The organism is Pseudomonas sp. GW823-FHT01D03, from assembly GCF_058798255.1.
This window is the reverse complement of the sequence record NZ_JBXAKK010000001.1, coordinates 813,893-840,674: the sequence shown is the minus strand read 5'-3', so window position 1 is coordinate 840,674 and position 26,782 is coordinate 813,893. Positions and strand designations below refer to the sequence as shown.

The following is a 26,782-nucleotide window of genomic DNA, read 5'->3' as shown; positions in this document are numbered from 1 at the left end:
CAGAGGAATGCGATCCTTTGTAGGAGTGAGCCTGCTCGCGAAGGCCATCACACGGTTTCAAACCAGTTTGTTGTCCTGTTGGTCAGCAATTTGCATTGCCCCTGACCACACACAACAAAATGGAGTTCGAATTCATGCAAATACGTCCGCTGCACAAACTGCTGTGCGCCGCCATCGGTCTGGGGATCAGCCTGAGCGCCAGCGCTGCCGATCCGCTGAAGGTCGGTTTTGTCTACATCGGCCCGATTGGCGACCACGGCTGGACGTATCAGCATGAACAGGGGCGCAAGGCGCTGGCGGAGAAATTCGGCCCGCAGATCACCACCAATTACGTCGAGAACGTTGCCGAGGGCGCCGACGCCGAGCGGGTGATCCGCAACATGGCCAAGGACAACTACGACCTGATCTTCACCACCTCCTTCGGCTACATGAACCCGACGCTGAAAGTCGCCAAACAGTTTCCCAAGGTGACCTTTGAACACGCCACCGGCTACAAGCAGGACAAGAACCTCGGCACCTATCTCGCGCGCACCTACGAGGGTCGTTATGTCGGCGGTTTCCTTGCAGCGAAGATGACCAAGACCAAGAAGATCGGTTACGTCGCCTCGTTCCCGATTCCGGAAGTGATCCGCGACATCAACGCCATCCAGCTGGCGCTGAACAAGTACAACCCCGGCACCGAGATCAAAGTGGTGTGGGTCAACTCGTGGTTCGACCCGGGCAAGGAAGCCGACGCCGCCAACGCGCTGATCGATCAGGGTGTGGACGTGGTGTTCCAGCACACCGACAGCCCGGCGCCGATCCAGGCCGCCGAACGGCGTGGCGTGTACGCCGTGGGTTACGCCTCGGACATGGCGCACTTCGGCCCGAAAGCGGTGCTGACTTCGATCGTCAACGACTGGGCGCCACACTACATTCAGGCGACCCAGAGCGTGATCGACCACAACTGGAAGTCCCAGGATTACTGGGGCGGGCTGAAGGAAGGCACGGTTGAACTGCCGATCAGCGACCTGGTGCCGGCACCGGTGAAAGCCGAGGCCGAGCAGATCATTGCCGACATCAAGAGCGGTGCGCTGCAACCGTTCACCGGGCCGATCAAGGATCAGGCCGGCGTGGAGAAAATCCCGGCGGGCGTGAGTGCGACGAATGCGGAACTGGCGTCGATGAACTATTACGTGGAAGGGATGAAGGCCGAGATGCCGAAGTAATTCCGGCCCCACCACCATTCCCCTGTGGGAGCGGGCTTGCTCGCGAAAGCGGTGTATCAGCCAACGCATGTATCGACTGACACGGCCCCTTCGCGAGCAAGCCCGCTCCCACATTTGGATCTTCAGTGTTCTCAAGGATTGTGTATGGATCAGCTCCCGATCATCGACATCAGCCCGCTCTATTCCACCGACCAAAACGCCTGGCCCGCCGTCGCCGCGCAGATCGACCAGGCCTGCCGCGAATGGGGCTTTTTCTACATCAAAGGTCATCCGATTTCAGCGCAGCGCATCGACGCCGTGCTCGATCAGACTCAACGTTTTTTTGCTCTGCCCGCAGCGGAAAAGCTCAAGATCGACATAACCCAGACCCGCCATCATCGCGGCTACGGCGCCATCGCCACCGAGCAACTCGATCCGAGCAAGCCCAGCGATCTGAAAGAAACCTTCGACATGGGCCTGCACTTGCCGGCGGATCATCCCGACGTGCTCGCGGAAAAACCGCTGCGCGGGCCGAATCGCCATCCGGCGCAAGCAGGCTGGGAGGCGCTGATGGAGCAGCACTACCTCGACATGCAGGCCCTTGCGCAAACCCTGCTTCGCGCCATGACCATTGCGCTTGGCATCGAACGGGATTTCTTCGACAGCCGTTTCACTGAGCCGGTCAGCGTCTTGCGAATGATCCACTACCCACCGCGCCACACCGCCAGTTCCGCCGACCAACAAGGCGCCGGCGCGCACACCGACTACGGCTGCATCACCCTGCTCTACCAGGACAGCGCCGGCGGCCTGCAAGTAAAGAACGTCAAAGGTGAATGGATCGACGCGCCGCCGATTGACGGCACCTTCGTGGTCAACCTCGGTGACATGATGGCGCGCTGGAGCAATGACCGTTATCGCTCGACCCCGCACCGGGTGATCAGCCCGCTGGGGTTGGATCGCTATTCGATGCCGTTCTTCGCCGAGCCGCACCCGGACACCCGCATCGAATGCCTTCCCGGTTGCCAGGACGCACAGCATCCGGCGAAATATCCGACCACCACCTGTGCCGAATTCCTGCTGTCGCGCTTCGCCGATACCTACGCTTATCGGCGCGAGCCGCAAGCGGTGTGATGGATCGCTTGGTCAGGTTTTGCCAATTGTTTCGGCGCGCATCTGTAGAATGGCCGCCATCTGCACCTGATGAGAAAAGAATATGTACGATTGGCTCAACGCCCTGCCCAAGGCCGAACTGCACCTGCATCTGGAAGGCTCGCTGGAGCCTGAGTTGCTGTTCGCCCTGGCCGAACGCAACAAGATCGCCCTGCCGTGGAGCGATGTCGAAACCCTGCGCAAGGCTTACGCCTTCAACAACTTGCAGGAATTTCTCGACCTGTATTACCAGGGCGCCGACGTGCTGCGCACTTCGCAGGACTTCTACGACCTGACCTGGGCCTACCTGCTGCGCTGCAAAGCGCAGAACGTGATTCATACCGAACCGTTCTTCGACCCGCAGACCCACACCGACCGGGGCATCCCGTTCGAAGTGGTGCTCAACGGCATCGCCGCGGCACTCAAGGATGGCGAGCAGCAACTGGGCATCACCAGCGGCCTGATCCTGAGCTTCCTGCGTCATCTGAGCGAAGACGAAGCACAGAAAACCCTCGATCAGGCGCTGCCGTTCCGTGATGCGTTTGTCGCCGTCGGTCTCGACAGCTCGGAGATGGGTCACCCGCCAAGCAAGTTCCAGCGCGTGTTCGACCGTGCCCGTCACGAAGGCTTCCTGACTGTTGCCCACGCCGGTGAAGAAGGCCCGCCGGAGTACATCTGGGAAGCCATCGACCTGCTGAAAATCCAGCGCATCGACCATGGCGTACGCGCCATCGAAGACGAGCGCCTGATGCAGCGAATCATCGACGAGCAGATTCCGTTGACCGTGTGCCCGCTGTCGAACACCAAGCTCTGCGTGTTCGATCACATGTCGCAGCACAACATTCTCGACATGCTTGAGCGTGGGGTGAAGGTCACCGTCAACTCCGACGACCCGGCGTACTTCGGTGGTTACGTCACCGAGAACTTCCATGCGCTGCATGAACACCTGGGCATGACCCAGGATCAGGCCAAGCGTCTGGCGCAGAACAGCCTGGATGCGCGTCTGGTAAAACCATAAGCAACACCGCATAACCTCTGTAGGAGTGAGCCTGCTCGCGATAGCGGAGTGTCAGATACACATCTTTTAACTGACACACCGCTATCGCGAGCAGGCTCACTCCTACAATTGGATCTATGTTCAGCCAGCGATCTCTGCTTCAGTCAGCTCTTCCAGGGTTTTACCGCGCGTCTCCATCCCGAACAGCCACACCACCCCCGCCGCAATCGCAAAGCACAGCGCGCCCAGCGCAAACACCCCGCCCTGCCCGGTAATCGGGAACACCAGCCCGGTCACCAACGGCCCGAGCAACGAGCCGACACGGCCAATCGCCGAGGCAAAGCCCGAGCCTGTGGCGCGCGCCGAAGTCGGGTACAACTCCGGCGTATAGGTGTAGAGCACCGCCCACATGCCGAACAGGAAAAACTGCATCAGCAGCCCCGAGCTGATCAGCAACGCGACGTTGCCGCCGAACACCGCGCTCTGCCCGTAGAGAAACGCCATCACCCCGCCGCCAAGCAACGTCACGATGCACACCGGCTTGCGCCCCCAGCGCTCCACCAGCCACGCCGCCATCAGGAATCCGGGAATCCCGCCCAGAGAAATCAGCACGGTGTAATACACCGACTGGGTCACGGCAAAACCCGACTGTTGCAACAACGCACTGAGCCACGATGTCAGCCCGTAGAAACCGAGCAAGGCGAAAAACCACAGGCTCCAGATCATCGTCGTGCGCTGGCGATATTGCGGCGACCAGATCTGCTTGAGGGCCGAGAAAAAATTGCCGGGCGGCGTCACTGTTCTTGGCAGGCGCACCGGCTCAGGCAGCGTCGCGACCCCGAGCGAGGTGCGCACGCGCGCCTCGATCGCGCTCAGGACCTTGTCCGCCGCCTCATGGCGTCCGGCTTGCTCCAGCCAGCGCGGTGATTCGGGGATAAAGAACCGGATCGCCAGCACAAACACCGCCGGCACCGCCAACACCAGGAAAATGTCGCGCCAGCCAATCAATGGCAGCAGGAAGTACGACAGCACCCCGGCGGCGACGAAACCCAGTGGCCAGAAACCGTCCATCAATGCAATGTAACGCCCGCGCCGTTGCGCCGGGATCAATTCGGAAAGCATCGATTGTGCAATCGGAAACTCCATGCCCATGCCGATCCCCAGCAGGATTCGGAACAGCGTCAGGCTCTCGACCGTTTGCGCGGTCGAACACAGATAACTGGCCACGCCCCACAGCACGATGCTCCACTGAAACACCGGTTTGCGCCCGAAGCGGTCGGCGAGCATGCCCGACAGCGATGCCCCCAGCACCATGCCGAAAAAACTCGAACTGGCGAGCAGGCCAGCCTGTGCACTGCTCAAGCCGAACTCGGTTTTGATCGAGCCGAGCAAGAACGTCATCATGGCCAGGTCCATGGAGTCGAAAAAGAACGCCAAGGCAATGATGATGAAAATGACCCGGTGATAACCGCTGAGCGGCAGCCGTTCCAGGCGTTCTGCCGCGCTGAAGTTTCGCGTATCCATGCCCATCCCCTCCGCAATGTGTGCGGATCGAGTGTGCGCGATAACGCCTCAGCGCTTTTTCTGGATACGACCTGTTCGCAGTCACAGGCGACGCCAGCGTCGAAGTGTCGGCCGGCGACCGCTCTACTACGCCAATTCCAGCTCGGTTTCCTTGGCGAACCGGTGAATTTCCCGCTGCCCGGCCGGGGTCACTTGCAAGGCTCGGGAGTCCTTGGGCAATGCCAGCCAGCCGGACTGCATGAAGAGTTGCAGCACCGCCGCGCCCAGTGAACCGCCCAGGTGCGGGCGACGCTCGCTCCAGTCCGGACAGGCACACGCCACCTGAGCCTTGCGATGAGCGAGGGCCTGGATGAATACCCCACGGCTGGCCAGTTGCGTCGAGCCTTTGAGGGTCACCACGACCCGCTGCTCGATCTGTTCGAGCCATCCGGCATCGAGCAGGCGCTGATACAGATCGGCAGCCAGCGTGCCCCCCAAATGGTCATCGCAAAAGCGTGCACGCAGCAGTGAAGACGGCGCAGTCCGGGGGTTGACGCTCGGCGTCGAGCGTTTGAATACGTGAGGAATTTCTCGTGGTGCGCTGGCGATCGTGGCACTGGCCAGGGCCTCGATGGCCGCCGCGATCTCCGGGGCTGCCAGGCGGAAAAAGCGCTTGCGCCCACGGACCTCGACTTTCAACAGCCCCCCGGCGGACAAACGCCCCAGATGCGCACTGGCCGAGGATGGCGACAACCCTGCCAGCAGCGCCAGCTCTTCGGTCTGGCGGGCCGAGCCATCCATCAACGCCCACATCATCGCACTGCGCTTGGGGTCGGCCAGCAGCGTGGCGATCTGGCTGATGCAAGGTGCATGTTCCATGTATTCACTCCCTGTTGAATCGTATCGTCTACTGCTCGAAGACATCTTGACCAGTAATGGGTCATCGGCCAAGACGGGTAAAACGCCATGAACCGGAGCAAGCCAGGCCGGTGCTGCGGCACCCGTCGATGGAGTGTCCGCGGCGTTTGTGCGGCGCTCGCCCGGCCCTGGAAAACCGGCCGGATTCAGTCCTGACCAGTTATCGGTGCAGGTTTGAGGCGGTCGCTAGTATAAGCGGGATGCACGCTGCTTCCTGCGCCGTGGCTGACACGAATGGTGATAGTTCCTGAGTGAAATTTCGCTAATTGCCTGCGACTAATGATCAACTTTCGGGAAATGGGGAAATTGACTACTCAATTCGGCGCATCGGCTGGCGAGCATTTCCCTCAAAAGGTTCACCGGCTTACTCAATTGTGCGCGATGGGCGCACAACAGATTCAGCGGAGCACGCTCACAGAGCAGCTCCGGCAGCAACACTTTGAGGCGTCCGGCGAGGACATCCGCGCCGACATCGAGCCACGATTTGTAGGCGATCCCCGCCCCCGCCACCGCCCACAACCGCACGACGTCGGCGTCATCACTGAAGCGATCGCCACTGACCGTCAGGCCGACTTCACGTTTGCCGTCATGAAAACTCCAATGGTCGTGCACGCGGCTGCCGAGCATGTAGAGCAGGCAGTTGTGCTGCGCCAGTTGTTCGAGCTGACGCGGTTCGCCGTGGCGCGCCAGGTACGCCGGCGACGCGCAGAGCACGCGGCGATTGTCCGGGGCGATGGGCAGCGCCACCAGGCTCGAATCTTCCGGCTCGCCATAGCGCAGGGCGATGTCCACCGGCTGTCGGAACAGGTCGGCGATGCGATCACCGAGTAACAGGCGCACGGTCAGCTTCGGATGCTCGCGCTGAAAATCGTCGAGCCATGGCAACAACAGGTTGCGCCCGAAATCCGAAGGCGCCGACAACTGCAGGATGCCGCTGACCTGATCCTGCGCGCTGGAGAGAAATCGCCGGCCTTCGTCCAGCGAACTCAACGCGGCCCGCGCGTATTCGAGAAAACCTTCGCCCTCGGCGGTCAGACGCAGGCTGCGGGTCGAGCGCGCCAGCAAGCGCACGCCCAGTTGCTGTTCGATGCGTTTGAGCGCCGCGCTGGCGACAGCGGCAGACATGTCCATCACCCGCGCCGCTGCAGACAGACTGCCCAGATCCGCCGCGCGAACGAACAACTGCAAATCGTCGAAACGCAGCATTTCCAGCCCCAATTATCAAAATAATATTGAAAGAGCCTGCTCTTTTAGCCGGTTTTATCGCGCCGATAAATAGCCAATGATGGGTTCAAGCAAATTTACCCAGCGACTGGAGCCAAACATGTCCCAAGCATTCACCGCCATCGCCACGCTGATCGCCAAACCCGGCCAGCAAGACGCCCTCGAAAACGCCTTGCGCGCACTGGTTGAGCCGAGTCGCGCCGAGGCAGGCTGCGGCCAGTACGACCTGCACCGCGACCTGGCCGATCCGCTGACCTTTTATGTGATCGAACACTGGGCCAGCGAGGAAATCCTTTCGGCGCACAACGCCAGCGCGCATTTTCAGAACTTCCAGGCCGCAGCCGGCCACTGCATCGAACACTTCCAATTGAAACGCCTGGGCGTCATCGCCTGAGCCCTTCTTCTATTACCGTTACGGAGCAAGTCATGAAAGCCATCGCCTATTACGCCTCCCTGCCGATCAGCGACGAAAAATCCCTGCAAGACATCGAACTGCCGGAGCCGGTCGCCGGCCCGCGCGACCTGCTGGTGGAAGTCAAAGCCATCTCGGTCAACCCGGTCGACACCAAGGTGCGGCAGAACGCGGCGCCGGAAAACGGCGCGGCAAAAGTGCTGGGCTGGGACGTGGCCGGTGTGGTCAAGGCTGTCGGCAGTGAAGTGACGCTGTTCAAGGTCGGCGATAAAGTGTTTTACGCCGGCTCCATCGCCCGTGCCGGTGGCAACAGCGAGCTGCACGTGGTCGACGAGCGCATTGTTGGCCACATGCCCAAATCCCTCGGTTTTGCCGAAGCCGCCGCGCTGCCGCTGACCGCGATCACCGCGTGGGAACTGCTGTTCGAACGCCTGCAGATCCGTGAGGGCAAGACCGATGAAGGTCAAAGCCTGCTGATCGTCGGTGCCGCCGGCGGCGTTGGTTCGATTCTCACCCAACTGGCCAGGCAGTTGACCGGGCTCAAGGTCATCGGCACCGCGTCCCGTGCACAGACTCGCGACTGGGTGACCGATCTGGGCGCCGACCTGGTGATCGACCACAGCCAGCCGTTGAGCGAAGAACTGAAACGCGCCGGCATTGATCAGGTGACCCACGTCGCCAGCCTGACCCAGACCGATCTGCACCTGGAGCAACTGGTCGAGGCGCTGGCGCCGCAAGGCAAACTCGCGCTGATCGACGATCCGAAGTCGCTGGACGTGAGCAAGCTCAAGCGCAAGAGCCTGTCGCTGCACTGGGAGTTCATGTACACACGCTCGCTGTTCGAAACCCCGGACATGATCGAGCAACACAAACTGCTCAACCGCGTGGCCGAGCTGATTGATGCGGGGACGCTGAAGACCACCGTCGGCGAGCATTTCGGCACGATCAACGCGGCGAACCTGCGACGTGCGCATGAGCTGCTGGAAAGCGGCAAGGCCAAGGGCAAAATTGTTTTAGAAAGTTTCTGAAAATCCGAACGTCGTCATCGGCGCCAGTCCTTTCAAGGGCTGGCGCTGTTGTTTGCCGTCAGTCAGATGCTCGCTCGTTGTCACAAATCCGATCGTATTCAGGTCTACACTCGAAGCCTCTGCGATGCATCTTTTACACAAGGGAGGTCAGTAATGAAGATCCTGATAAAAGAAGTGGCAAAGTCCCAATGGCAGGTTCGTCTGGACCAGCACGCCGTGACCTTTCGCAGTGAAGCCGAGGCGCTCGCCTTCACCCGTACCCTCGAAGCGCGCCTGCACGCGCCCCATCGGATTCCCGACCCCGGACAGCAACGCGCCGTTGGCTGATGCAGTCAGGCTTCGGCCTGTGCTTGCGCCAGTGCCCGGGCATTCTGCAAATGCCGGGTGTACATCGCGACGCTCACCACCAGCAACCCGCACAGGCTGATGACCATGGCCATCGGCATGGCGCTGCCATCGTGCAGAACGCCCACCAGCGAAGCCGCGCCGGACGCCACGCTGAACTGCAGGCAGCCCATCAGTGCCGACGCACTACCGGCACGCGCACCCTGGCCGTTCATTGCACACGCCGCTGCGTTGGGCAGGATGCAGCCGAGGCTGGCGATACACACGAACAACGGAATCAACAGCGGCCACAATGCCTGGGTGTGCAGCGAGCTGACCGCGAGCAAAGAAACCCCGGCCAACAGATACACCCACACCGCCCGCGCCAGCAGGAACGCCGGACCGCGCTTGGCCAACAGCCGCGCATTGACCTGGGCCACCAGAATGAAACCCGCCGCATTGGCGCCGAACAGCCAGCCAAAATGCTCGGCCGGCACGCCGTAGAGTTTGATGAAGACGAACGGTGATCCGGCGATATAGGAAAACATCCCGGCAACCGCGATACCGCCGGTCAGGGCGTGGCCGAGAAACACCCGGTCGCCGAACAACCGGCCGTATTGGCGCAACGCACCGGACAATGGCTGGCGCGGCACATGGGCCGGCAGACTTTCCGGCAGCCCCAACGCCACAGCCAGGCCGGCCAGTGCGCTGAAGCCCGTCAGTGCGAGGAAGATCGACTGCCAGCCCGTGGTGTTGACCAACAGACCGCCGAGCAACGGCGCAAGAATCGGCGCCAGGCCCATCACCAGCATCAGTTGCGAAAAGACTTTCGCCGAACCGACCGCATCACACTTGTCGCTGACCACCGCCCGGGAAATCACCATCCCCGCGCAGCCGCCCAGCGCCTGAACGAAGCGCGCGCCGATCAGCCATTCCAGATTCGGCGCGTAGGCGCAGGCCAGCGAGGCCAGAGTAAACAGCCCGACACCGACCAGCAGCGGCAGGCGCCGCCCAAACCGGTCGGCCACCGGGCCATACAGCAACTGCCCGATCGACAGACCGGCGAAATAGGCTGCCAGGGTCAGCTGGACGTGCTTTTCATCGGTGCCAAAGGCCAGCGCCATCGACGGGAACGCCGGCAAATAAAAGTCGATCGCCAGCGGACCGAAGGCGCTCAAGGCACCGAGAATCAGAATGGTACGGAAGTTCATCAGGCATCCAGGTGGGATAGAAGTCGGCAGCCCGACAGTCTAGCCGCTGGGACACCTTGAACATTCCGATAGCTCGCTAACTATTAGAAAGTCAGACGAACTGCACAGCAAAGATCAAAAGATCGCAGCCATCGGCAGCTCCTACCGGAGTCGCACCAATACCCTGTAGGAGCTGCCGCAGGCTGCGATCTTTTGGCTTTTGATCACCCGGCGAGTTTTACCGGGTAGCCCTCTTCGCTGATCACCTCGATCACCTGCTCGGGGCTGAGCGAACTCTCGACGCCGACTTCTTTCGCGGCCAGATCGACCCGCACGCTGGCCGCCGGATCCTTCGCTTGCACCGCGCTGGTGATGGCTTTGACACAGTGGCCGCAGGACATGCCTTGAACGTTGAACACTTGCATGGATTTGACTCCTTTGAGTGAGGTTGCCGGCAGTGTCGAGCTTGCCACCATGGCAAGGTCAAGTTCTGCAGAAACCTGCCGGGCTGGCAATCGGCGTCGCGCTCAGCCAAGCTGCGTGCATCAATGACTCAAATTCAGGAGATTCAGCCATGCGCTGGTCAGCTTTCAGCCTGTTTGGCTTGCTCAGCCTCTTTGCCGCCCTGCCACAGGCCAATGCGACTGGCGAAGACTATGCGGTTCTGATCATCTCGCGCGAGCGTCTGGAAGTGCCAACTCCCTGCGAGATTGGCGTGTACGTCAATGATCAACTCGCTGGGCGCCTGCTTCAGGAACAGACCACTTCGTTCAACCTGCCCCACGGCACGCTTTCCATTCGTCTGAAGCAATTGCCTGGCCAGGCGCCGGGTTGCCAGGCAGGCATGCTCGCGCCGCCCGCGCAGGAGATCTCGCTCAAGGCCGGCGATGTGCTCAAGTACCGGATCGCGGCAAATGCGAAAGGCTTGTACCTGCGACCTGCCGCCCTCGAATACTAAGCAAACCTCCAATTGTGGGAGCGGGCTTGCTCGCGAATGCGGGGTGTCATTCAGCGTTTATACCGACTGATACACCGCTTTCGCGAGCAAGCCCGCTCCCACATTTTGATCTGTGATCAGGCAAATATTGGCGCTTGACCTTGCCCGCGTGGCAAGGTTGATCCTTGTAGACATCTTCTACAGGGAGTAAGACCGATGTCCGATTCCATCACCTTCGATCTGCCGATTGCCGGCATGACCTGCGCCAGTTGCGCCGGACGTGTCGAGCGGGCGTTGCGCAAAGTCAGCGGCGCCAGTGCCGTCAGCGTCAATCTCGCCACTGAACAGGCCCGCGTCCAGGCGCCCGGCGACAGCTTGCCGGCGTTGATGGAGGCGGTTGAACGCGCCGGTTACAGCGTGCCGCAGCAGACTGTGGAACTGAGCATCGACGGCATGACGTGCGCCTCGTGCGTCGGTCGCGTCGAGCGCGCCCTGAACAAGGTCCCCGGGGTGAAGAGCGTCAGCGTCAACCTCGCCAACGAACGCGCGCACCTCGAATGGCTCGGTCAGGTCGATATTCAGTCGCTGCTCGATGCTGTGAGCAAGGCCGGCTACTCGGCCAGCGTCTGGCAAGCCGAACACCCCGCCACCGATAAACAGCAACAGCGCCTGCAACATGAGCGCCGGGCGCTGATCTGCGCCATCGCCCTGGCCTTGCCGCTGGTGTTGCCAATGCTGCTGCAACCGTTCGGCATTCACTGGATGCTTCCGGCCTGGGCGCAATTCGCCCTCGCCACCCCGGTGCAATTCATTTTCGGAGCACGTTTCTACGTGGCCGCGTGGAAAGCCGTGCGCGCCGGCGCCGGTAACATGGACTTGCTGGTGGCCCTCGGCACCAGCGCCGGTTATGGCTTGAGCCTGTACGAATGGGCCACCGCCGCCGGGCGCATGCCGCATCTGTATTTCGAAGCTTCAGCCGTGGTGATCGCCCTGGTGCTGCTCGGCAAATATCTGGAAAGCCGCGCCAAGCGTCAGACCGCCAGCGCCATCCGCGCCCTCGAAGCCTTGCGCCCGGAACGGGCGATTCAGGTCATCGACGGTCGCGAGCAGAACGTGGCGATCAGCGCCCTGCGTCTGAACGATCAGGTCTTGGTCAAACCCGGTGAACGTTTCCCGGTAGACGGCGAAGTGCTTGAAGGCCAGAGCCACGCCGACGAAGCGCTGATCAGCGGCGAAAGCCTGCCAGTACCAAAACAGCCGGGCGACAAAGTCACCGGCGGTGCGATCAACGGTGAAGGTCGGCTGCTGGTGCGCACCACCGCCCTCGGTGCAGAAAGCGTGCTGGCGCGGATCATCCGTCTGGTCGAGGACGCTCAGGCAGCGAAAGCGCCGATCCAGAAACTGGTGGATAAAGTCAGCCAAGTGTTCGTGCCCACCGTGTTGCTGATCGCCCTCGGCACCCTGATCGGTTGGTGGCTGTATGGCGCACCCATGGAAACCGCGTTGATCAACGCCGTCGCCGTGCTGGTGATCGCCTGTCCGTGTGCCCTGGGCCTCGCTACCCCGACGGCAATCATGGCCGGCACCGGCGTGGCTGCGCGTCACGGGATTCTGATCAAGGATGCCGAAGCGCTGGAACGTGCCCATGAAGTCGACAACGTGGTCTTCGACAAGACCGGCACGCTGACTTCCGGCACCCCGCGTATCGCCCATTTCAGTGCGCTGGATGGCGATGAAAATACCCTGCTGACACTGGCCGGCGCCCTGCAACGCGGCAGCGAGCATCCGCTGGCCAAAGCCGTGCTGGACGCTGCTGCCGAGCGCAGTCTGCCGGTGCCGGATGTCAGCGACAGTCAGTCCCTGACCGGACGCGGTATCGCTGGCACGCTTGATGGTCGGCGCCTGGCGCTGGGCAATCGGCGCTTGCTGGAGGAAAGTGGCCTGAGCGCGGGCAATCTCGCCGAGTTCGCCAAGGCTTGGGAAAGCCAAGGCCGAACCCTGTCGTGGCTGATCGAGCAAAGCCCGGAACCGCGTGTACTCGGCTTGTTCGCCTTCGGCGACACGCTCAAGCCCGGCGCACTGCAAGCCGTGCAGCAACTGGCCGCCCGAGGTATCCACAGCCATCTGCTGACTGGCGACAACCGTGGCAGCGCAAAAGTGGTCGCCGAGGCTCTGGGTATCAGCAATGTCCACGCCGAAGTGCTCCCCGCCGACAAAGCCGCGACCGTCGCCGAACTGAAGAAGACCGGCGTGGTGGCGATGGTCGGCGACGGCATCAACGACGCCCCCGCACTGGCCGCTGCCGATATCGGCATCGCCATGGGCGGCGGCACCGATGTGGCCATGCACGCGGCTGGCATCACTCTAATGCGCGGCGATCCACGGCTGGTGCCGGCAGCACTGGAAATCAGCCGCAAGACCTACGCGAAGATCCGCCAGAACCTGTTCTGGGCCTTCGTCTACAACCTGATCGGCATTCCGCTGGCGGCGTTCGGCTTCCTCAATCCGGTGCTGGCCGGTGCGGCGATGGCGCTGTCGAGCGTCAGCGTGGTGAGCAATGCGCTACTGTTGAAAACCTGGAAACCGAAGGATCTGGAGGAGCACCGATGAACATCGGCCAAGCGGCCCGGCACAGTGGCCTGAGCGCGAAGATGATCCGCTATTACGAGTCGATCGGCCTGCTCAAGGCTGCCCATCGTACTGACAGCGGCTACCGGATCTACAGCGACGATGATCTGCACACCCTGGCGTTCATCAAGCGTTCGCGGGATCTGGGGTTTTCCCTGGAGGAAGTCGGCAAGCTGCTGACCCTGTGGCAGGATCGCCAGCGCGCCAGTGCCGATGTGAAAGCGCTGGCCCGTCAGCACATCGACGAGCTGAATCAGAAGATCCGCGAACTCGGCGAATTGCGCGACACCCTGCAGGATCTGGTCGAGCACTGTAATGGCGACCATCGCCCCGACTGTCCGATCCTCAAGGAACTGGCGTCGGGCTGCTGCGCGCAACCCGCCCGCGCTTGAGCGCCAGCAACTTCACGGCCAACAAGGTGCAGAGCGGGATGCCGTGGAACAGCATGACCACGGCACCCGGTGTCCACCAGCCGTAAAACGGCGCGGCAATCAGCATGCCGACGCCGAACCCGGTCATTTGCAGCAAGGTCAGGAAACTGAAAATCGGCAGACGCAAATGCTCCGGTTCACGTTGCAGGCGCGACATCAGGCCGACTTCGGAAACGCCGTCACCCAACCCCGCGGGCAGGGAAAACAGCAGCAGCCCGAAAAGGCTGTGCTGCTGAAACATCAGGATAAAGCCGCAGGACATCAACGCCACACCGAAGAAATACCGTCGCTCCAGATCACGGTTATCCGTGCCTTTGAGGCGACTGGCAATCCGTGCGCCGAGCAGTTTGCCGCTGGCCCACACCGCCAGCATCAGGCCCAGCGTGGTACTGGCCGAATCGGGTGTGAGCAATTTGGAAATGATCGGAAAGCCGACGTTGTGCGCGGCGCTGCCCAAGGTATCGGCCATGGTCACGGCGAGCATCGCGGCAACCACCGGAGCACTGCGCAGGCCTTGTTTCAGGGCGGACCATTCGCCGCGCTCGCTGGCCGATTGTTCGCTGACGTCTGCAGCGGCGAAGCGCAACGGCGTAATCAATAACGCCGCCAGCAAGTAGGTCAATGCGTTGAGCGCGAATACCGTTTCGAAACCGAAGGCCGCCACCAGCAAACCGGAGACCAGACTGCCGCCAACCATCGCCGCCGAGGACGCCGAGGTGATCCAGGCATTGGTTTTGAGTAGCCGCGCCGGGTCGATCAGTCTCGGCAATTGGCTGTTGAGGCCGATGGCGAACATCGAGTTGCCAAAGCCCAAACCGAAGGCAATCACCGGCAACAGCAACGCCTGCTGGCTCACCGGCAGGATCAACAGCAGACCGAGCAGCGCCGCGCGCAGCAGATCGAAGGCAATCAGCGGCATCCGGCCATACCAGCGCCGGTAGAAACGCGTACCGATCAGACTGGCAAAGATCCCCCCGCCAACCCGGCTGGCGAGAAAGATCCCGACGCTCATGGCGCTGTTGCTCAGCAGGTAAACGTAAGTCGCCAGCGCGACCATGTTGAGGAAGGCGCCGAAATCGGAGATCAGCCGGGCGGTGATGATGAGGCGGGCGTTCACATTCAATCCTTGAGTGTGCGAGGGCTGACAAGATTCCCACACACATTTCAAGAACACCACAAATCCCTGTGGGAGCGGGCTTGCCCGCGAAGGCAGTGTGTCAGCCAACAAGGATGGCGGCTGATACGGCCCCTTCGCGAGCAAGCCCGCTCCCACAGGGGATCTGCGGTGGTTCTGGAAATGCGGCAGGCACAAAAAACCCGGCCGAAGCCGGGTTTCTGTTCAAGCGCTTACTGCATCCACGGTGGCGGAGGCGGTTCGTCGGACTTGCCTTTGGGCTCGTCATCCGCCGCACGGATCGCCTGCTTGCGCTCTTCGTCGAGCCGCGCCGCTTCAATCTCGCGCAATACACCGCCAACGTCGGCCAGATCTTCCGGATCGTCGAACTCGCCGGTCAGCACGCTGTTGGGGTGCAAGGTGCCGGCTTCGTACAGCGCCCACATTTCTTTCGCGTAGCGGGTCTGTTTCAGCTCCGGGGCAAAGCGCCCGAAGTACGAAGCCATGTTGCCCACATCGCGCTCGAGCATGCTGAACGCATGGTTGTTGCCCGCCGCATCCACCGCCTGCGGCAGGTCGATGATCACCGGGCCGGTCGGGGTCAGCAGCACGTTGAACTCCGAGAGGTCACCGTGCACCAGACCGGTACACAACATCAGCACGATCTGCGAGATCAGGAACGCGTGATATTCACGGGCCTGATCCGGCTCCAGCACCACGTCGTTCAGACGCGGCGCGGCATCGCCGTACTCATCGGCCACCAGCTCCATCAGCAGCACGCCATCGAGAAAATCGTATGGCTTGGGCACTCGCACACCGGCACCGGCCAGACGGAACAGCGCCGCGACTTCGGCGTTCTGCCAAGCGTCTTCGGTCTCTTTGCGACCGAATTTCGAACCCTTGGCCATCGCCCGGGCCTGCCGGCTGTTACGCACCTTGCGGCCTTCCTGATACTCGGCCGCCTGGCGGAAACTGCGTTTGTTCGCCTCCTTGTAAACCTTCGCGCAACGTAACTGGTTACCGCAGCGCACCACATAAACAGCTGCTTCTTTACCACTCATGAGTGGGCGCAGCACTTCGTCGACCAGACCGTCTTCGATCAGGGGTTCAATGCGTTTTGGAGTCTTCATCAGCTTTTATTGTGGATCCTTTATTACCAAACACGCGAATGTCACTCGTTATACGGCAATCCTCGCGCTACGGGGAGGGGTTGCCGACCTGTGAACCCTGTGGATGCACACACTATGCCGAAATAATCGAGCTTTGCCGATCATAGCCGAGCCGGCCTTGCTTGTAGTTATCGGCCGTCGAGGGCATTTGCGACAGAATCTGACATCGCATGCATTTCCCTCCTGTGGGAGCGGGCTTGCTCGCGAAGGCGGTATGTCAGCCAAAATTACAGTAACTGACACGGCACCTTCGCGAGCAAGCCCGCTCCCACAGGGGGATTGCGCTCAACGTTCGATGATCGCGGTGACACCCTGGCCACCAGCGGCACAGATCGAGATCAGCCCCCTGCCCTTGCCTGCCGCATCCAGCAATTTCGCCAGGTTGGCGACAATCCGCCCGCCGGTCGCGGCAAACGGATGCCCCGCGGCCAGCGAGCTGCCTTTGACATTCAACCGGCTGCGGTCGATCGAACCCAGCGGTGCGTCCAAGCCCAAGCGCGTCTTGCAATATTCCGGGTCTTCCCAGGCCTTGAGCGTGCACAGCACCTGCGCGGCGAATGCTTCGTGAATTTCGTAGTAGTCGAAGTCCTGCAAGGTCAGCCCGTTGCGCGCCAACAGGCGCGGCACGGCATACACCGGCGCCATCAACAACCCTTCGGCGCCGTTGACGAAATCCACCGCTGCCGCTTCGCCATCGCGCAGATAGGCGAGGATCGGCAGACCACGCTCCTTAGCCCATTCCTCACTCGCCAGCAACACCACTGCGGCCCCGTCGGTGAGCGGCGTGGAGTTGCCCGCCGTCAGCGTGCCCTTGGCGCTTTTTTCGAAAGCGGGTTTTAGCGTGGCGAGTTTTTCCAGAGTCAGGTCCGGGCGCAGGTTGTTGTCACGGGTCAGGCCGAGGAACGGTGTCATCAGGTCGTTGTGCCAGCCTTCGCTGTAGGAGGCGGCGAGTTTGTGATGGCTTTCGAGCGCCAGTTGATCCTGCTCTTCGCGAGGGATATTCCAGGTCTGGGCCATCAGCTCACAGTGCTGCCCCATCGACAGGCCGGTGCGCGGCTCGCCGATGCCCGGGAGTTCCGGGATCAGGTGCCGTGGTCGCAGTTGCAGAAAGGTTTTCAGCTTGTCGCCAGTGGTCTTGGCGCGGTTGGCCTGCAGAAGAATTTTGCGCAGGCCTTCGCTGACGCTGATCGGCGCGTCCGAAGTGGTGTCGACACCACCGGCAATGCCGCAGTCAATCTGGCCGAGGGCAATTTTGTTCGCCACCAACAGCGCCGCTTCCAGCCCGGTACCGCAGGCTTGCTGGATGTCATAGGCCGGGGTGGCCGGTGACAGCCGTGAGCCGAGCACGCATTCGCGGGTCAGACTCATATCCCGTGAAAATTTCAGCACCGCACCGGCCACCACTTCACCGATGCGCAGACCGTGCAGGTTGTAACGTTCGATCAGGCCTTCAAGGGCAGCGGTGAGCATCACCTGATTGCTGGCAGTGGCGTACGGCCCGTTGGAACGGGCGAAAGGAATACGGTTACCACCGATGATGGCGACGCGGCGCAGCTGACTCATGAAAAGCTCCTTTTCCAAATGGTCGAATTCACCGGAATCCCCTGGTAGGAGTGAGCCTGCTCGCGATGGCATCGTGTCAGTCGAAACGTCTGTATCTGACAAATCCCTATCGCGAGCAGGCTCACTCCTACAAGGTTCAGCGTTGTTACTGAATTTGTGTTTGGCCACACAACCATCAGCGGCCGACTACTCTGCTGTTCTAGCGTAGGCCTTATTGCGTGGATCGAACGATTGATTGCCGTTGGTAGTCCACACTTTGAACCCCAACTTTTGGAGAGCGTTCCATGTCTGACCGCTATATCGACTTCGCCAACTCATCCATCGGCCACCGTCTGGTCGGGGCTTTGGGCCTGCCGTCGCCGGTGCGGCTGGAACGCTGGCAGGCCGGACGCCTGCGGCCGGTAGACGGTGCGCTGCTGATCGGTGGCGGGCCGCTGGCTGAACGGGTCAATGCGTTCGCCAACCGCCTGACCGATGCGATCTACAGCTACGGCACCGAACCTTCAATGGCCACCGCGTGGATTCCCGGGCACGGGCCGAAACTCAAGGCCGTGGTGTTCGATGCCAGCGACCTGCAACACACCGACCAGCTCAAACAGCTGCGCGAATTCTTCCAGCCACTGATGAAAAACCTCGACCATAGCGCACATCTGGTGATTCTCGGCCGAGCCCCGGAGGCCCTGCGCGATCCGTTTGCGTCCAGCGCGCAACGGGCACTCGAAGGCTTTTCGCGTTCACTGGCCAAGGAGCTGCGCAGCGGCGGCACGCTGCAACTGATCTATGTTGGTGAGGGCGCCGAAGATCAGCTTGAGGGGCCGTTGCGGTTTTTCCTCTCACCAAAAAGTGCCTTTGTCTCCGGACAGGTGATTCGCCTGACCGCGTGCACTACACCCGTCAGCGACTGGACCCGGCCATTGGCCGGACGCAAGGCGCTGGTCACCGGCGCGGCACGCGGGATCGGCGCATCAATCGCCGAAACCCTGGCCCGCGACGGCGCCGAGGTGATTCTGCTCGATGTGCCGCCGGCCAAGACCGATCTGGAAGCCCTCGCCGCGCGCCTCGGTGGCCGGGCGATCACCCTCGACATCTGCGCCGACGACGCCGCAGCGCAACTGGTCGAACAGCTGCCGGACGGCCTCGACATTCTAGTGCACAACGCCGGGATCACCCGCGACAAGACCCTGGCCAACATGACCCCGGAATTCTGGGATGCGGTGCTGGCGGTCAACCTCAATGCCCCGCAGGTGCTGACCAAGGCCCTGCTCGACAGTGGCACCCTGCACGACAATGCGCGGGTGATTCTGCTGGCCTCGATCAGTGGCATCGCCGGCAATCGCGGACAGACCAACTACGCCGCGAGCAAGGCCGGACTGATCGGCCTGGCTCAGGCCTGGGCGCCGACGCTGCACGAACGCGGTATCAGCATCAACGCCGTAGCTCCGGGCTTCATCGAAACCCAGATGACCGCGCACATCCCGTTCGGCCTGCGTGAGGCCGGACGGCGCATGAGTTCGCTAGGCCAAGGCGGTTTGCCGCAAGACGTCGCCGAAGCCGTCGCGTGGCTGGCGCAACCGGGCACCGGCGCTTTTACCGGCCAGGCGCTGCGGGTCTGTGGCCAAAGTGTTCTGGGGGCGTAGACATGAGCATTGAATGGCACACCCTCGACCGAGAACCGAGCCTGCCCGGGTTGTACACGCGGGCCGCGACGCGGCGCAAGATCACCGGCACCCGACTGCCCGAAACGGGTTTGCGTTGCTGGGTCGATGTCGACCCGCAGAAACTGGCGGCCTATCGCAAGGTCTGCGGCTTTGCCGATGACGGTCTGCTGCCGCCGACTTATCCACACATCCTCGCGTTCGCCCTGCAGATGCAATTGCTCACGGCCAAGGAGTTTCCGTTCCCGTTGCTGGGGCTGATTCACCTGAGCAACCGCATTCGCGTGTTGCGGCCGATGGGCGGGATCAACCGTGCACAAATCAGCGTCCGTGTGCACAACCTGCAGCCACATCCCAAAGGGGCGACTTTCGAGGTGTTGACCACTCTGGATGATCAACTCGGGCCGCTATGGGAAGCCGAAAGCCAGATGCTCTGTCGCGGAGTGAAACTCGACGGCGAAACTGTCGAGCAACACTGGGAACCGTCCCAGGTGTTGACGCAAGTGGCGCAATGGAAAGCCCCGGCCGACATCGGTCGGCAATACGCCAAAGTCTCGGGTGACTACAACCCGATTCACCTGAGCGCTGCCAGCGCCAAACTGTTCGGTTTCCCCACGGCGATTGCTCACGGGTTGTGGAACAAGGCGCGAACCCTCGCCGCACTGGCGGATCATCTACCCAAGGCCAACCTTGAAATCGCCGTGCACTTTCGCAAACCGGTGCGCTTGCCCAGTGAGGTTTCATTGCTGGCGAGTGCGCCGGGGTCCAGCGGCGAGTTGCGCCTGATCGGCAACGGCGATCTGGAACACATGGTCGGTCAGTGGCAACCGGTTGCCTGACCCCGTACCCCGGAGGCAAGCCTGTAAATTGTGTATATATCACTTAAGTTATTCCGGCCTTGGCGCCGCACTCTGAAAAACTCCAGGCCTTGATTTTCAAGGCCTTTTTTTATGCGTCTATATCTTGGGTATTAGTGCTTAGGCACGGCGCGGCGCCTTATATATAAAGGCGTTAATACCAACTTGAGAATGGTGGAAAAGCACCGCGCGATCGAGATTGGCACCACGGACGAGGCATCACCGGCGACAGATCGGTGAGCCATCGAAAACGACGAATGTTGTTACAGGTGCAAGGAATCTCAATCATGAAAACTCAAGTGTGGTGCAAATCGGCAACAGCTCTGGCATTGATCCTTTCTCTTGGTCTGGCTGGCTGCAGCAGCGGCGGTGGCGGCCATCACAGCAGCTCTGGCAGTTCTTCGCCAGACGGCGCAGCGGCGGGCACTGGCGACACTAGTGGCAGTGGCGGTACTGGTGGCACCGATACCGCTGGCACAGGTGGTACCGGTGGCACTGGCGGTACCAACCCGACCAATCCGACGAACCCAACCAATCCTACCAATCCGACAGACCCTACGGATCCAACCAATCCAACCAATCCGACCAACCCGACCACGACACCACTGGTGACCACCACCCTGGTGCAGGATGTCGGTAACACCGTCGCCGGTGTCGGCGATGGCGTCGGTCAGATCGGTGATTCGCTGAGCACCGTTCCGGTGGTCGGTGGCGTCGTGCAAAGCGCGGCCAACACCGCTGGCAATGTGGTCAGCACTTTGGGTGATGGCGTGGCCAACGGCATCGGCAAACTGGGCACGGTCGACAATGGCCTGGGCGTCACCGCAGCCTCGGTCGGCGGCGTGGTTTCAGATGTCGGCACCGGCGTCTCGGACCTGAGCGGCAAACTGGCGACCGCCACCGGCAGCGTTCCGGTCGTCGGCGGCGTGGTGACCAAAGTCGCCCCGGTACTCGACGGCGTCGGCGAGAAAGTCACCATGCTCGGCGACACCCTGAGCCTGGCTACCACCACCGGCCCACTCGGTTCAGTGACCAAGAGTGTCGGCAACGGTCTGGTGCCAGTGATTGCGATGGTTGAAAGCACCACCGACAAAGTAGGCGATGCGACCGGCCTCGGTGCTCCCCTCAATGGCGTGATCGGCCAGGTCGGCGGTGCCGTCAAAGGCCTGGGTGGTCAAGTAACCGGTGCCGGTAGTGGCAACGCCTTGACCAACACTGTTGGCGGCGCCTTGACCAATGTCGGCACCGCCGTCGGCAAAGCCGGCGGGCTGGTGGATAACGGTACCAGCACCGGCGGTGGTCTGGGTGGCGGCCTGGGCGGTACCGGTCTGCTGCAAACCGTTGGTGGCGCCGTGGTCAATGTCGGTTCCGGCCTGAACGCCGGCAGCACCAACGGCGTGGTCAGTGCCGGCGGCGTCACGGCTGGCGGACTGGGCAACACCATCGCCTCGCTCAACACCGTACTCGGTGGCTCGGGCACGCCGATCACCGCCACCACCTCGCCACTGGCCACGGTCGGCGCCACCGTCGGTGCCGGGCTTAACCCGGTCACCAGTGCGGTCACCAGCGTTACCCAACAAGTCGGCGCCGCAACGGGTCTGGGCGCGCCGGTCGCCGGTCTCACCGGCCAGGTTGGCGGAGCCGTCAGCAGCATCGGCAACACCATTGCCGCCACCAACAACCCCGTCACTACCGCCGTCGGTGGAGTGGTCAACAACGTCGGCGCTACCGTCGGTGCGGTCGGTGGCCTGCTCAACGGTGGCACCAGCACCGGCGGCACCGCAACCGGAGGTCTGGGCGGCGTGCTCGGTGGTCTGACCGGCGCCCTGGGAGGTAACAATCGCTAAATTGCACCTGGCCGATTCGACGGCCTCACCTACAGCGCCTACGCTTGGTTGAGGGCGGAAGATTCCCACGAGTCTTCCGCTTTTTTCTTAGGAAAAATTCAGCCCAGCGCTGTGATCTGACCATGGAGTGTCCTATGCGCGTAATGGCATCCCTGCTGTTCCTCAGTCTCAGTTCCGCCGCCCTCGCCGACACCCTGCCCAGCTTTCTCAACAGCAACGAAACCACGCGTAACCTGCCCGTGCCGAACCTGCCGGCGGATGCCTATCGCCCCGCCGCCACGCCCCTGCAAGTGCCCGACCCCGGCGCGGCCACGGCGCAGCCGCTGTTGATGGAGACCAAAATCAACCTGAAAACCGTGCAGATCGAAGGCGGCACGATCTACCCGCTCAACGAACTGGCCGAAGTCTACAAACCCCTGATCGGCCACCAGAGCAGCCTCGCCGACCTGATCGAAGCCACACGCGACATCACCCGGCGCTACCAGAAGGACGGCTATCTACTGTCCTATGCCTTCCTGCCGCAACAGCGTTTCGACGATGGCGTGGCCCGGGTGGTGTTGGTGGAAGGCTATGTGCGCGATGTGCAGGTGCAGGGCGATGTCGGCCGGGTCAAAGGCCTGCTCGACGAACTGGCAGCCAAGATCCAGGCCGAACGCCCGCTGACCCGCAAGACCTTCGAACGCTACACCACCCTGATGACCCGCATCCCCGGGGTGACCATCCAGGCGCAAGTGCCGCCGCCCGGTACCACCGACGGTGCAACAACACTGGTGGCCCAGGCCAGCCGCAAACCGTTCACCAGCACCATGAGCACCACCGAAGACAACCGCAACGGTACGCAGGCGTTGCTGGGGGTCAGCAGTAATTCGCAAACGGCGATGGGCGAGCAACTGACCCTGAGCGGTCTGTTTCCACCGGGCGACGATCACGAGCGCTACTACCGTGTGGACTACAACCAGTTTCTCAACAGTGAAGGCACGCAACTGAGCCTGTTTGCCTCACGCTATCGCGCGGATCCGGGCACCAATGTGCTCACCAGCGACGGCTTCGAACTCAAGCCGCACAAGGAGGACGATCGTTACTCCATCGGCATCAGCCACCCGTTTATTGCCGCCTCCAATGAGCTGCTTAACGCGGGAGCGCGGCTGTATGCAGTGGATAACAAGAACCGCTACGACGTGGTCGGCTATCCGATCAGCATCGAAGAGCGCACCAACGTGCGTGCCCTCGCATTCGAAGGTGACTGGCGCAAGAGCGATGCGCGGCAGCTGCGGATTCTCAGCGGCGGCGTGTATCAAGGTCTGGACAGCATGGGCGCGCATTCCAACAACCCGGCGCTGGACCTGAACTTCCTGCGCCTGCGCCTTTCCGGCGTGCAGAGCGACAAGTTCTTCGACAACTGGCAAGGCGTGCTGTCGGCCGCGCTGTACTGGAGTGATGACACCCTGCCTGACAGCGAGCGTACGGTGTTCGGCGGGCAGAATTTCGGCCGTGGTTACCCTGACGATCAGGCATCGGGCGACAAAGGCTGGGGCGCGGCTTACGAGGTCAACTACAGTTTCAATCGCGACGGCAACTGGGTGCGCATCCTGCAACCGTATGTGGTGCTGGACCGTTCGAAAACCTGGTTCAACAAGCTGCAGGTGCAGAGCAGCGACCTGTCATCGGCAGCAGTGGGGCTGCGCTTTGGCGACGCCAAGTACTACAACATTGCATTGGAGGCTGCCAAGCCGATGTCCGATGAAGCACTGGATACGTTCAATCGTCGGGCGCGTTACAGCATCAGTTTCAGCTATCAACTGTAGGGTGTCAGATCAATCAACTGAGCAGGCAGACCGCTTTCGCGAGCAAGCCCGCTCCCACATTGGAATGCACATCCCTGTGGGAGCGGGCTTGCTCTCACATTGCAGCGCATATCCTTGTGGGAGCGGGCTTGCTCGCGAAAGCGGTGGATCAGTCAGCATTTTTATCGACTGACACTAAGCCTTCGCGAGCAAGCTCGCTCCCACAATTTTTACGCGATGCGGATCAGAACGCGTAACGCACCTTCGCGGTGAAGCTGTCGGCGTCGAAACCGCTGGAGGTCAGATAGTTGTAGGAGCCGCCGACGCTCCAGGCGCCCATACGGTAGTTGGCGCCCAGGCCCAGTTCATAGCTGTCACGTACCGGAGTGGTACCGCGGCTGACGGAAGACTCGCCCCCCAGCACGAATGCCGATGTGGTGCTGACCTTGTCACCGATGAAGTCATGCCAGGCCATCAGCTTCGCTTCCGGTTCCAGGCTGCCGCTGCCGACATCGAATGCCGCCGCCAGACGTGCACCGACGCCCATCTCACCGACTTCATAACGCTGACTGCCGACATTCAGCGACGCCGAGCTGCCCTTCTCGCGATACGCATCCATGCCCACATTGGCATAGCGCGCGCCGACTTGGGGTTCCAGCACCACATCAGGCATCAGCCGCAGGCTGTAACCGGCCAGAGCGCTCACGCCGAATACGTCACTGTCGTAATCAGCCTTGGCTTGAGTGCCGGCGATATAACGTTTGGATTCGTTGTCGTTCCAGCCGTACATCAGCGACGAGTCGACGAACCAGTTGTCATGCACCCAGTTGCTGTACAACGTCAGCGCATGCCCGGTGACTTTGGTCTTGTTGCCGAGATCGGATTTCACATCGGTATCGAGGTAGCTGTAGGCCAGACCCAGTGTGGTATCGGCATTCAACTGACCATCGGCACCGACCGCGATCCCGTGGCTGTCGGCGTCATAACCGGCCACACCGCGACGCTCGTCCTGATTGGCATCGCTGCTCAAGGCTTGCAGCCATACGCCTTTTTCCGGGGCGCCGGTGGCTGAGCGTGCACGACTGGAGCGATCATTGATCACGCCCGAGACCAGCGTCTGACTGTTGGTCGCCGCGTGCAGTACACCACGGCTGACATCCGGGCTGAGGGCTTCACTCAGGCGCGCCAGTTCGGCATCGGTGCTGGCGTTGGCGAATGCCTGGAACACCGGATCCTGTTCATCGAGGCGTGCCAGCAGTCCTGGCACATGCCCGACCGCCGTCGCCGCGTTATCACTACCGCCGACTGCCAGGGTGTTCTCGGCCAGCACCTCGCTCGACTTGGTCGTCACCACGCTGGTGATGTCGTTACCGACCACACCGAAACTCTTCACATCCAGCAGCGCGGAGGTCGAGGTCACGGTCAGGTTGTTGCCACCGACCAGATTCCCCGAGCTGATCAGGGTGTAACGCGTGCCACCGGGGCTCACGCGAAAATCACTGGAGCGCGCCAGCAGACGCAGTTGCGCGCCCGGGGCGATATCGGTGGTGCCGGTGACTTTCAGCACAGGCAGCGCCGGGTTGGTGTCATTGCCCAGGTAGATTTCCAGTACCGAGTTGGCTTCTTCCATGTCGAAGTCGCCGATGAAGGTGGTGTGCGGTTTCATCAGGGTCAGCGTGCCCTCCTCGATGGTGACGTAGCCGGAGCGGATGGTCGAGCCATCGAAAATCGCGTCACCGTCGACCTTGACCCCGGACAGGCCGAGCAGATCACCCTTCACCGCGCCGCCATAGAAGTAGAAATAGCTCGCGCCGTCATCCACCTGGATCGCCGCCTTGCCACCCTCGATCAACCCGTTCATTTGATAAATGCCGAAAGGCAGGGCGCCATTGGCCTGGCCACTGACATGCACACCGATGTCCTCACCGGAGATGGTTCCGCCGTTCCACAGCGCGGTGGAATTGGCACCAATCGGACCGCTGAACTTGACCCCCTCGAACACCAATGCCTCGGCATTGGCGCCGGTCGCACGGATGGTCCCTGTGTTGTTGACCGACAGGCTCAGCGTTGCGCCGTCAAGCAATACGCCCAATGCGTCGGTACCGCTTGCGCTGATGGTGCCTCGGTTGCTCAGCCCGGTCATGCTGGTATGCACCAGCAACAGGCCACTGGCGGTCTCGCCGCTGACATCGATGCTGCCGCTATTGACGAATGAGTTGCCCAGCGTGCTGCCGATATCGGAAATACCGCTGGAGGTACCTGCATCGCTCAGGCCATGAACCGAAATAGAGCCTTCGTTGATCAGCGCGCCGGCGATGTTGTTCGGCACCACTCCAGCGGTCCACAGACTGATACCGGTTCCGAACTTGGCACCATCAATCCGGATATTGCCGGTGTTACGCAGTTGATCCGCCGTCACGCCAGTGAGTTGTGCGCCGTAGTTCATACTCACCTGGGAAACGGGCGCGATGTTGCCGTTACCGCTCAGAGTGATCAGCCCCCAGTTCTGCAGATTACTGGTCAGCGGGCCGCCACTCAGGTCGTGGTTCAGGCTCGCGCCAGCGGCGACAGCCATAGAGGTGTGCAAAACAGTGGCGGCGGAGATGGAAAGCGCCAGGACAGAGCGGCGCAGGCAAACGATAGTCACGCTAGATTCCCTTCAAAACATGAGAAACAGTTTCAGCAGGGTTCATTACATGATTCAGGCATCCCTACCGTCCCGCCAGGTCGTCCTGGTTCGGGCGCGGGGAATGTACACGAGCCATCATTTTGACACCACACAAAAGTCAAAGTGATGACGTCAATTTTCAGGGCAATACATCGAGTATCCGCTCAGGCCGCATTCTCCTGCGCGCTTGAGCTTTG

The 26,782-nt window shown here is 61.6% G+C and carries 22 protein-coding genes; 13 read left to right on the top strand and 9 right to left on the bottom strand.

The genetic code is table 11. The annotated features are described in order from the left end of the window. Positions 1-134 precede the first annotated feature (134 nt). The 3 genes from AC1RBR_RS03630 (at position 135) to AC1RBR_RS03620 (ending at position 3,354) form a co-directional block, all read left to right on the top strand. Positions 135-1,208 (top strand): BMP family ABC transporter substrate-binding protein, encoded by a 1,074-nt coding sequence (locus AC1RBR_RS03630; protein WP_166496097.1) that lies wholly within the window; start codon positions 135-137, stop codon positions 1,206-1,208. Between the two features lie 144 nt (positions 1,209-1,352). After that, positions 1,353-2,318, top strand: coding sequence for an isopenicillin N synthase family dioxygenase (locus AC1RBR_RS03625; RefSeq protein ID WP_492563034.1), 966 nt, complete (start codon positions 1,353-1,355; stop codon positions 2,316-2,318). Between the two features lie 82 nt (positions 2,319-2,400). Further along, positions 2,401-3,354, top strand: a complete 954-nt coding sequence (locus AC1RBR_RS03620; RefSeq protein ID WP_003221371.1) for an adenosine deaminase — start codon at positions 2,401-2,403, stop codon at positions 3,352-3,354. Positions 3,355-3,474: 120 nt separating this feature from the next. Here AC1RBR_RS03620 and AC1RBR_RS03615 read toward each other — a convergent pair whose 3' ends face one another. The 3 genes from AC1RBR_RS03615 to vimR form a co-directional block, all read right to left on the bottom strand. Then, positions 3,475-4,857 (bottom strand): MFS transporter, encoded by a 1,383-nt coding sequence (locus tag AC1RBR_RS03615; RefSeq protein ID WP_456018622.1) that lies wholly within the window; start codon positions 4,855-4,857, stop codon positions 3,475-3,477. A gap of 126 nt (positions 4,858-4,983) precedes the next feature. Further along, positions 4,984-5,715: an ArsR/SmtB family transcription factor gene (locus AC1RBR_RS03610; RefSeq protein WP_166496094.1), complete on the bottom strand. Its 732-nt coding sequence runs from the start codon at positions 5,713-5,715 to the stop codon at positions 4,984-4,986. A 315-nt stretch (positions 5,716-6,030) separates the two neighbouring features. Continuing rightward, a complete protein-coding gene (gene vimR / locus AC1RBR_RS03605; RefSeq protein ID WP_115985503.1) occupies positions 6,031-6,960 on the bottom strand; it encodes a transcription regulator VimR in 930 nt (309 codons plus the stop codon). A gap of 118 nt (positions 6,961-7,078) precedes the next feature. Between vimR and AC1RBR_RS03600 the strand changes: the two genes are divergently transcribed. The 3 genes from AC1RBR_RS03600 (at position 7,079) to AC1RBR_RS03590 (ending at position 8,745) form a co-directional block, all read left to right on the top strand. Continuing rightward, on the top strand, positions 7,079-7,372 hold the full coding sequence (locus tag AC1RBR_RS03600) for a putative quinol monooxygenase (protein WP_492563031.1): 294 nt from the start codon (positions 7,079-7,081) through the stop codon (positions 7,370-7,372). A 32-nt stretch (positions 7,373-7,404) separates the two neighbouring features. Further along, positions 7,405-8,418, top strand: coding sequence for a zinc-binding alcohol dehydrogenase family protein (locus AC1RBR_RS03595; RefSeq protein ID WP_492563030.1), 1,014 nt, complete (start codon positions 7,405-7,407; stop codon positions 8,416-8,418). Between the two features lie 153 nt (positions 8,419-8,571). After that, on the top strand, positions 8,572-8,745 hold the full coding sequence (locus tag AC1RBR_RS03590) for a hypothetical protein (RefSeq protein WP_166496092.1): 174 nt from the start codon (positions 8,572-8,574) through the stop codon (positions 8,743-8,745). A 5-nt stretch (positions 8,746-8,750) separates the two neighbouring features. Here the strand turns inward: AC1RBR_RS03590 and AC1RBR_RS03585 are convergent, their stop codons facing one another. After that, positions 8,751-9,953: a multidrug effflux MFS transporter gene (locus tag AC1RBR_RS03585; RefSeq protein WP_095138222.1), complete on the bottom strand. Its 1,203-nt coding sequence runs from the start codon at positions 9,951-9,953 to the stop codon at positions 8,751-8,753. Positions 9,954-10,156: 203 nt separating this feature from the next. After that, positions 10,157-10,357, bottom strand: a complete 201-nt coding sequence (locus AC1RBR_RS03580) for a heavy-metal-associated domain-containing protein (RefSeq protein WP_115985501.1) — start codon at positions 10,355-10,357, stop codon at positions 10,157-10,159. Positions 10,358-10,506: 149 nt separating this feature from the next. Between AC1RBR_RS03580 and AC1RBR_RS03575 the strand changes: the two genes are divergently transcribed. The 3 genes from AC1RBR_RS03575 to cueR all read left to right on the top strand — a co-directional run bounded on the left by AC1RBR_RS03575 (position 10,507) and on the right by cueR (position 13,889). Further along, positions 10,507-10,890, top strand: coding sequence for a hypothetical protein (locus AC1RBR_RS03575; RefSeq protein ID WP_492563028.1), 384 nt, complete (start codon positions 10,507-10,509; stop codon positions 10,888-10,890). Positions 10,891-11,085: 195 nt separating this feature from the next. Next, entirely contained in the window at positions 11,086-13,479 is a 2,394-nt protein-coding gene (locus AC1RBR_RS03570; protein WP_492563026.1) for a heavy metal translocating P-type ATPase, read from the top strand. Beyond that, positions 13,476-13,889 carry a Cu(I)-responsive transcriptional regulator gene (gene cueR / locus AC1RBR_RS03565; RefSeq protein WP_047600471.1) on the top strand — a complete coding sequence of 138 codons (414 nt, stop codon included), beginning with the start codon at positions 13,476-13,478 and terminating at the stop codon, positions 13,887-13,889. Before AC1RBR_RS03570 ends, cueR begins: the two co-directional genes overlap by 4 nt. On the opposite strand, the gene AC1RBR_RS03560 is transcribed toward cueR, so the two are convergent. From AC1RBR_RS03560 to AC1RBR_RS03550, 3 genes are all read right to left on the bottom strand, one after another. Continuing rightward, a complete protein-coding gene (locus tag AC1RBR_RS03560; RefSeq protein ID WP_492563025.1) occupies positions 13,843-15,045 on the bottom strand; it encodes an MFS transporter in 1,203 nt (400 codons plus the stop codon). The genes cueR and AC1RBR_RS03560 overlap by 47 nt on opposite strands. 230 nt (positions 15,046-15,275) lie before the next feature. Further along, positions 15,276-16,172, bottom strand: coding sequence for a PA4780 family RIO1-like protein kinase (locus AC1RBR_RS03555; RefSeq protein WP_003221347.1), 897 nt, complete (start codon positions 16,170-16,172; stop codon positions 15,276-15,278). A gap of 324 nt (positions 16,173-16,496) precedes the next feature. Further along, on the bottom strand, positions 16,497-17,774 hold the full coding sequence (locus AC1RBR_RS03550; RefSeq protein WP_095138217.1) for an acetyl-CoA C-acetyltransferase: 1,278 nt from the start codon (positions 17,772-17,774) through the stop codon (positions 16,497-16,499). Between the two features lie 284 nt (positions 17,775-18,058). Between AC1RBR_RS03550 and AC1RBR_RS03545 the strand changes: the two genes are divergently transcribed. The 4 genes from AC1RBR_RS03545 to AC1RBR_RS03530 all read left to right on the top strand — a co-directional run bounded on the left by AC1RBR_RS03545 (position 18,059) and on the right by AC1RBR_RS03530 (position 23,938). After that, on the top strand, positions 18,059-19,411 hold the full coding sequence (locus tag AC1RBR_RS03545; protein ID WP_492563023.1) for a 3-oxoacyl-ACP reductase: 1,353 nt from the start codon (positions 18,059-18,061) through the stop codon (positions 19,409-19,411). A gap of 2 nt (positions 19,412-19,413) precedes the next feature. Next, on the top strand, positions 19,414-20,268 hold the full coding sequence (locus AC1RBR_RS03540; protein ID WP_481396407.1) for a MaoC family dehydratase: 855 nt from the start codon (positions 19,414-19,416) through the stop codon (positions 20,266-20,268). A gap of 305 nt (positions 20,269-20,573) precedes the next feature. Next, a complete protein-coding gene (locus AC1RBR_RS03535; RefSeq protein WP_492563021.1) occupies positions 20,574-22,133 on the top strand; it encodes a collagen-like triple helix repeat-containing protein in 1,560 nt (519 codons plus the stop codon). A 134-nt stretch (positions 22,134-22,267) separates the two neighbouring features. Continuing rightward, entirely contained in the window at positions 22,268-23,938 is a 1,671-nt protein-coding gene (locus AC1RBR_RS03530) for a ShlB/FhaC/HecB family hemolysin secretion/activation protein (RefSeq protein WP_456018610.1), read from the top strand. A gap of 223 nt (positions 23,939-24,161) precedes the next feature. Here the strand turns inward: AC1RBR_RS03530 and AC1RBR_RS03525 are convergent, their stop codons facing one another. Further along, positions 24,162-26,564, bottom strand: a complete 2,403-nt coding sequence (locus tag AC1RBR_RS03525) for an autotransporter family protein (protein ID WP_492563019.1) — start codon at positions 26,562-26,564, stop codon at positions 24,162-24,164. Positions 26,565-26,782: the final 218 nt, after the last annotated feature.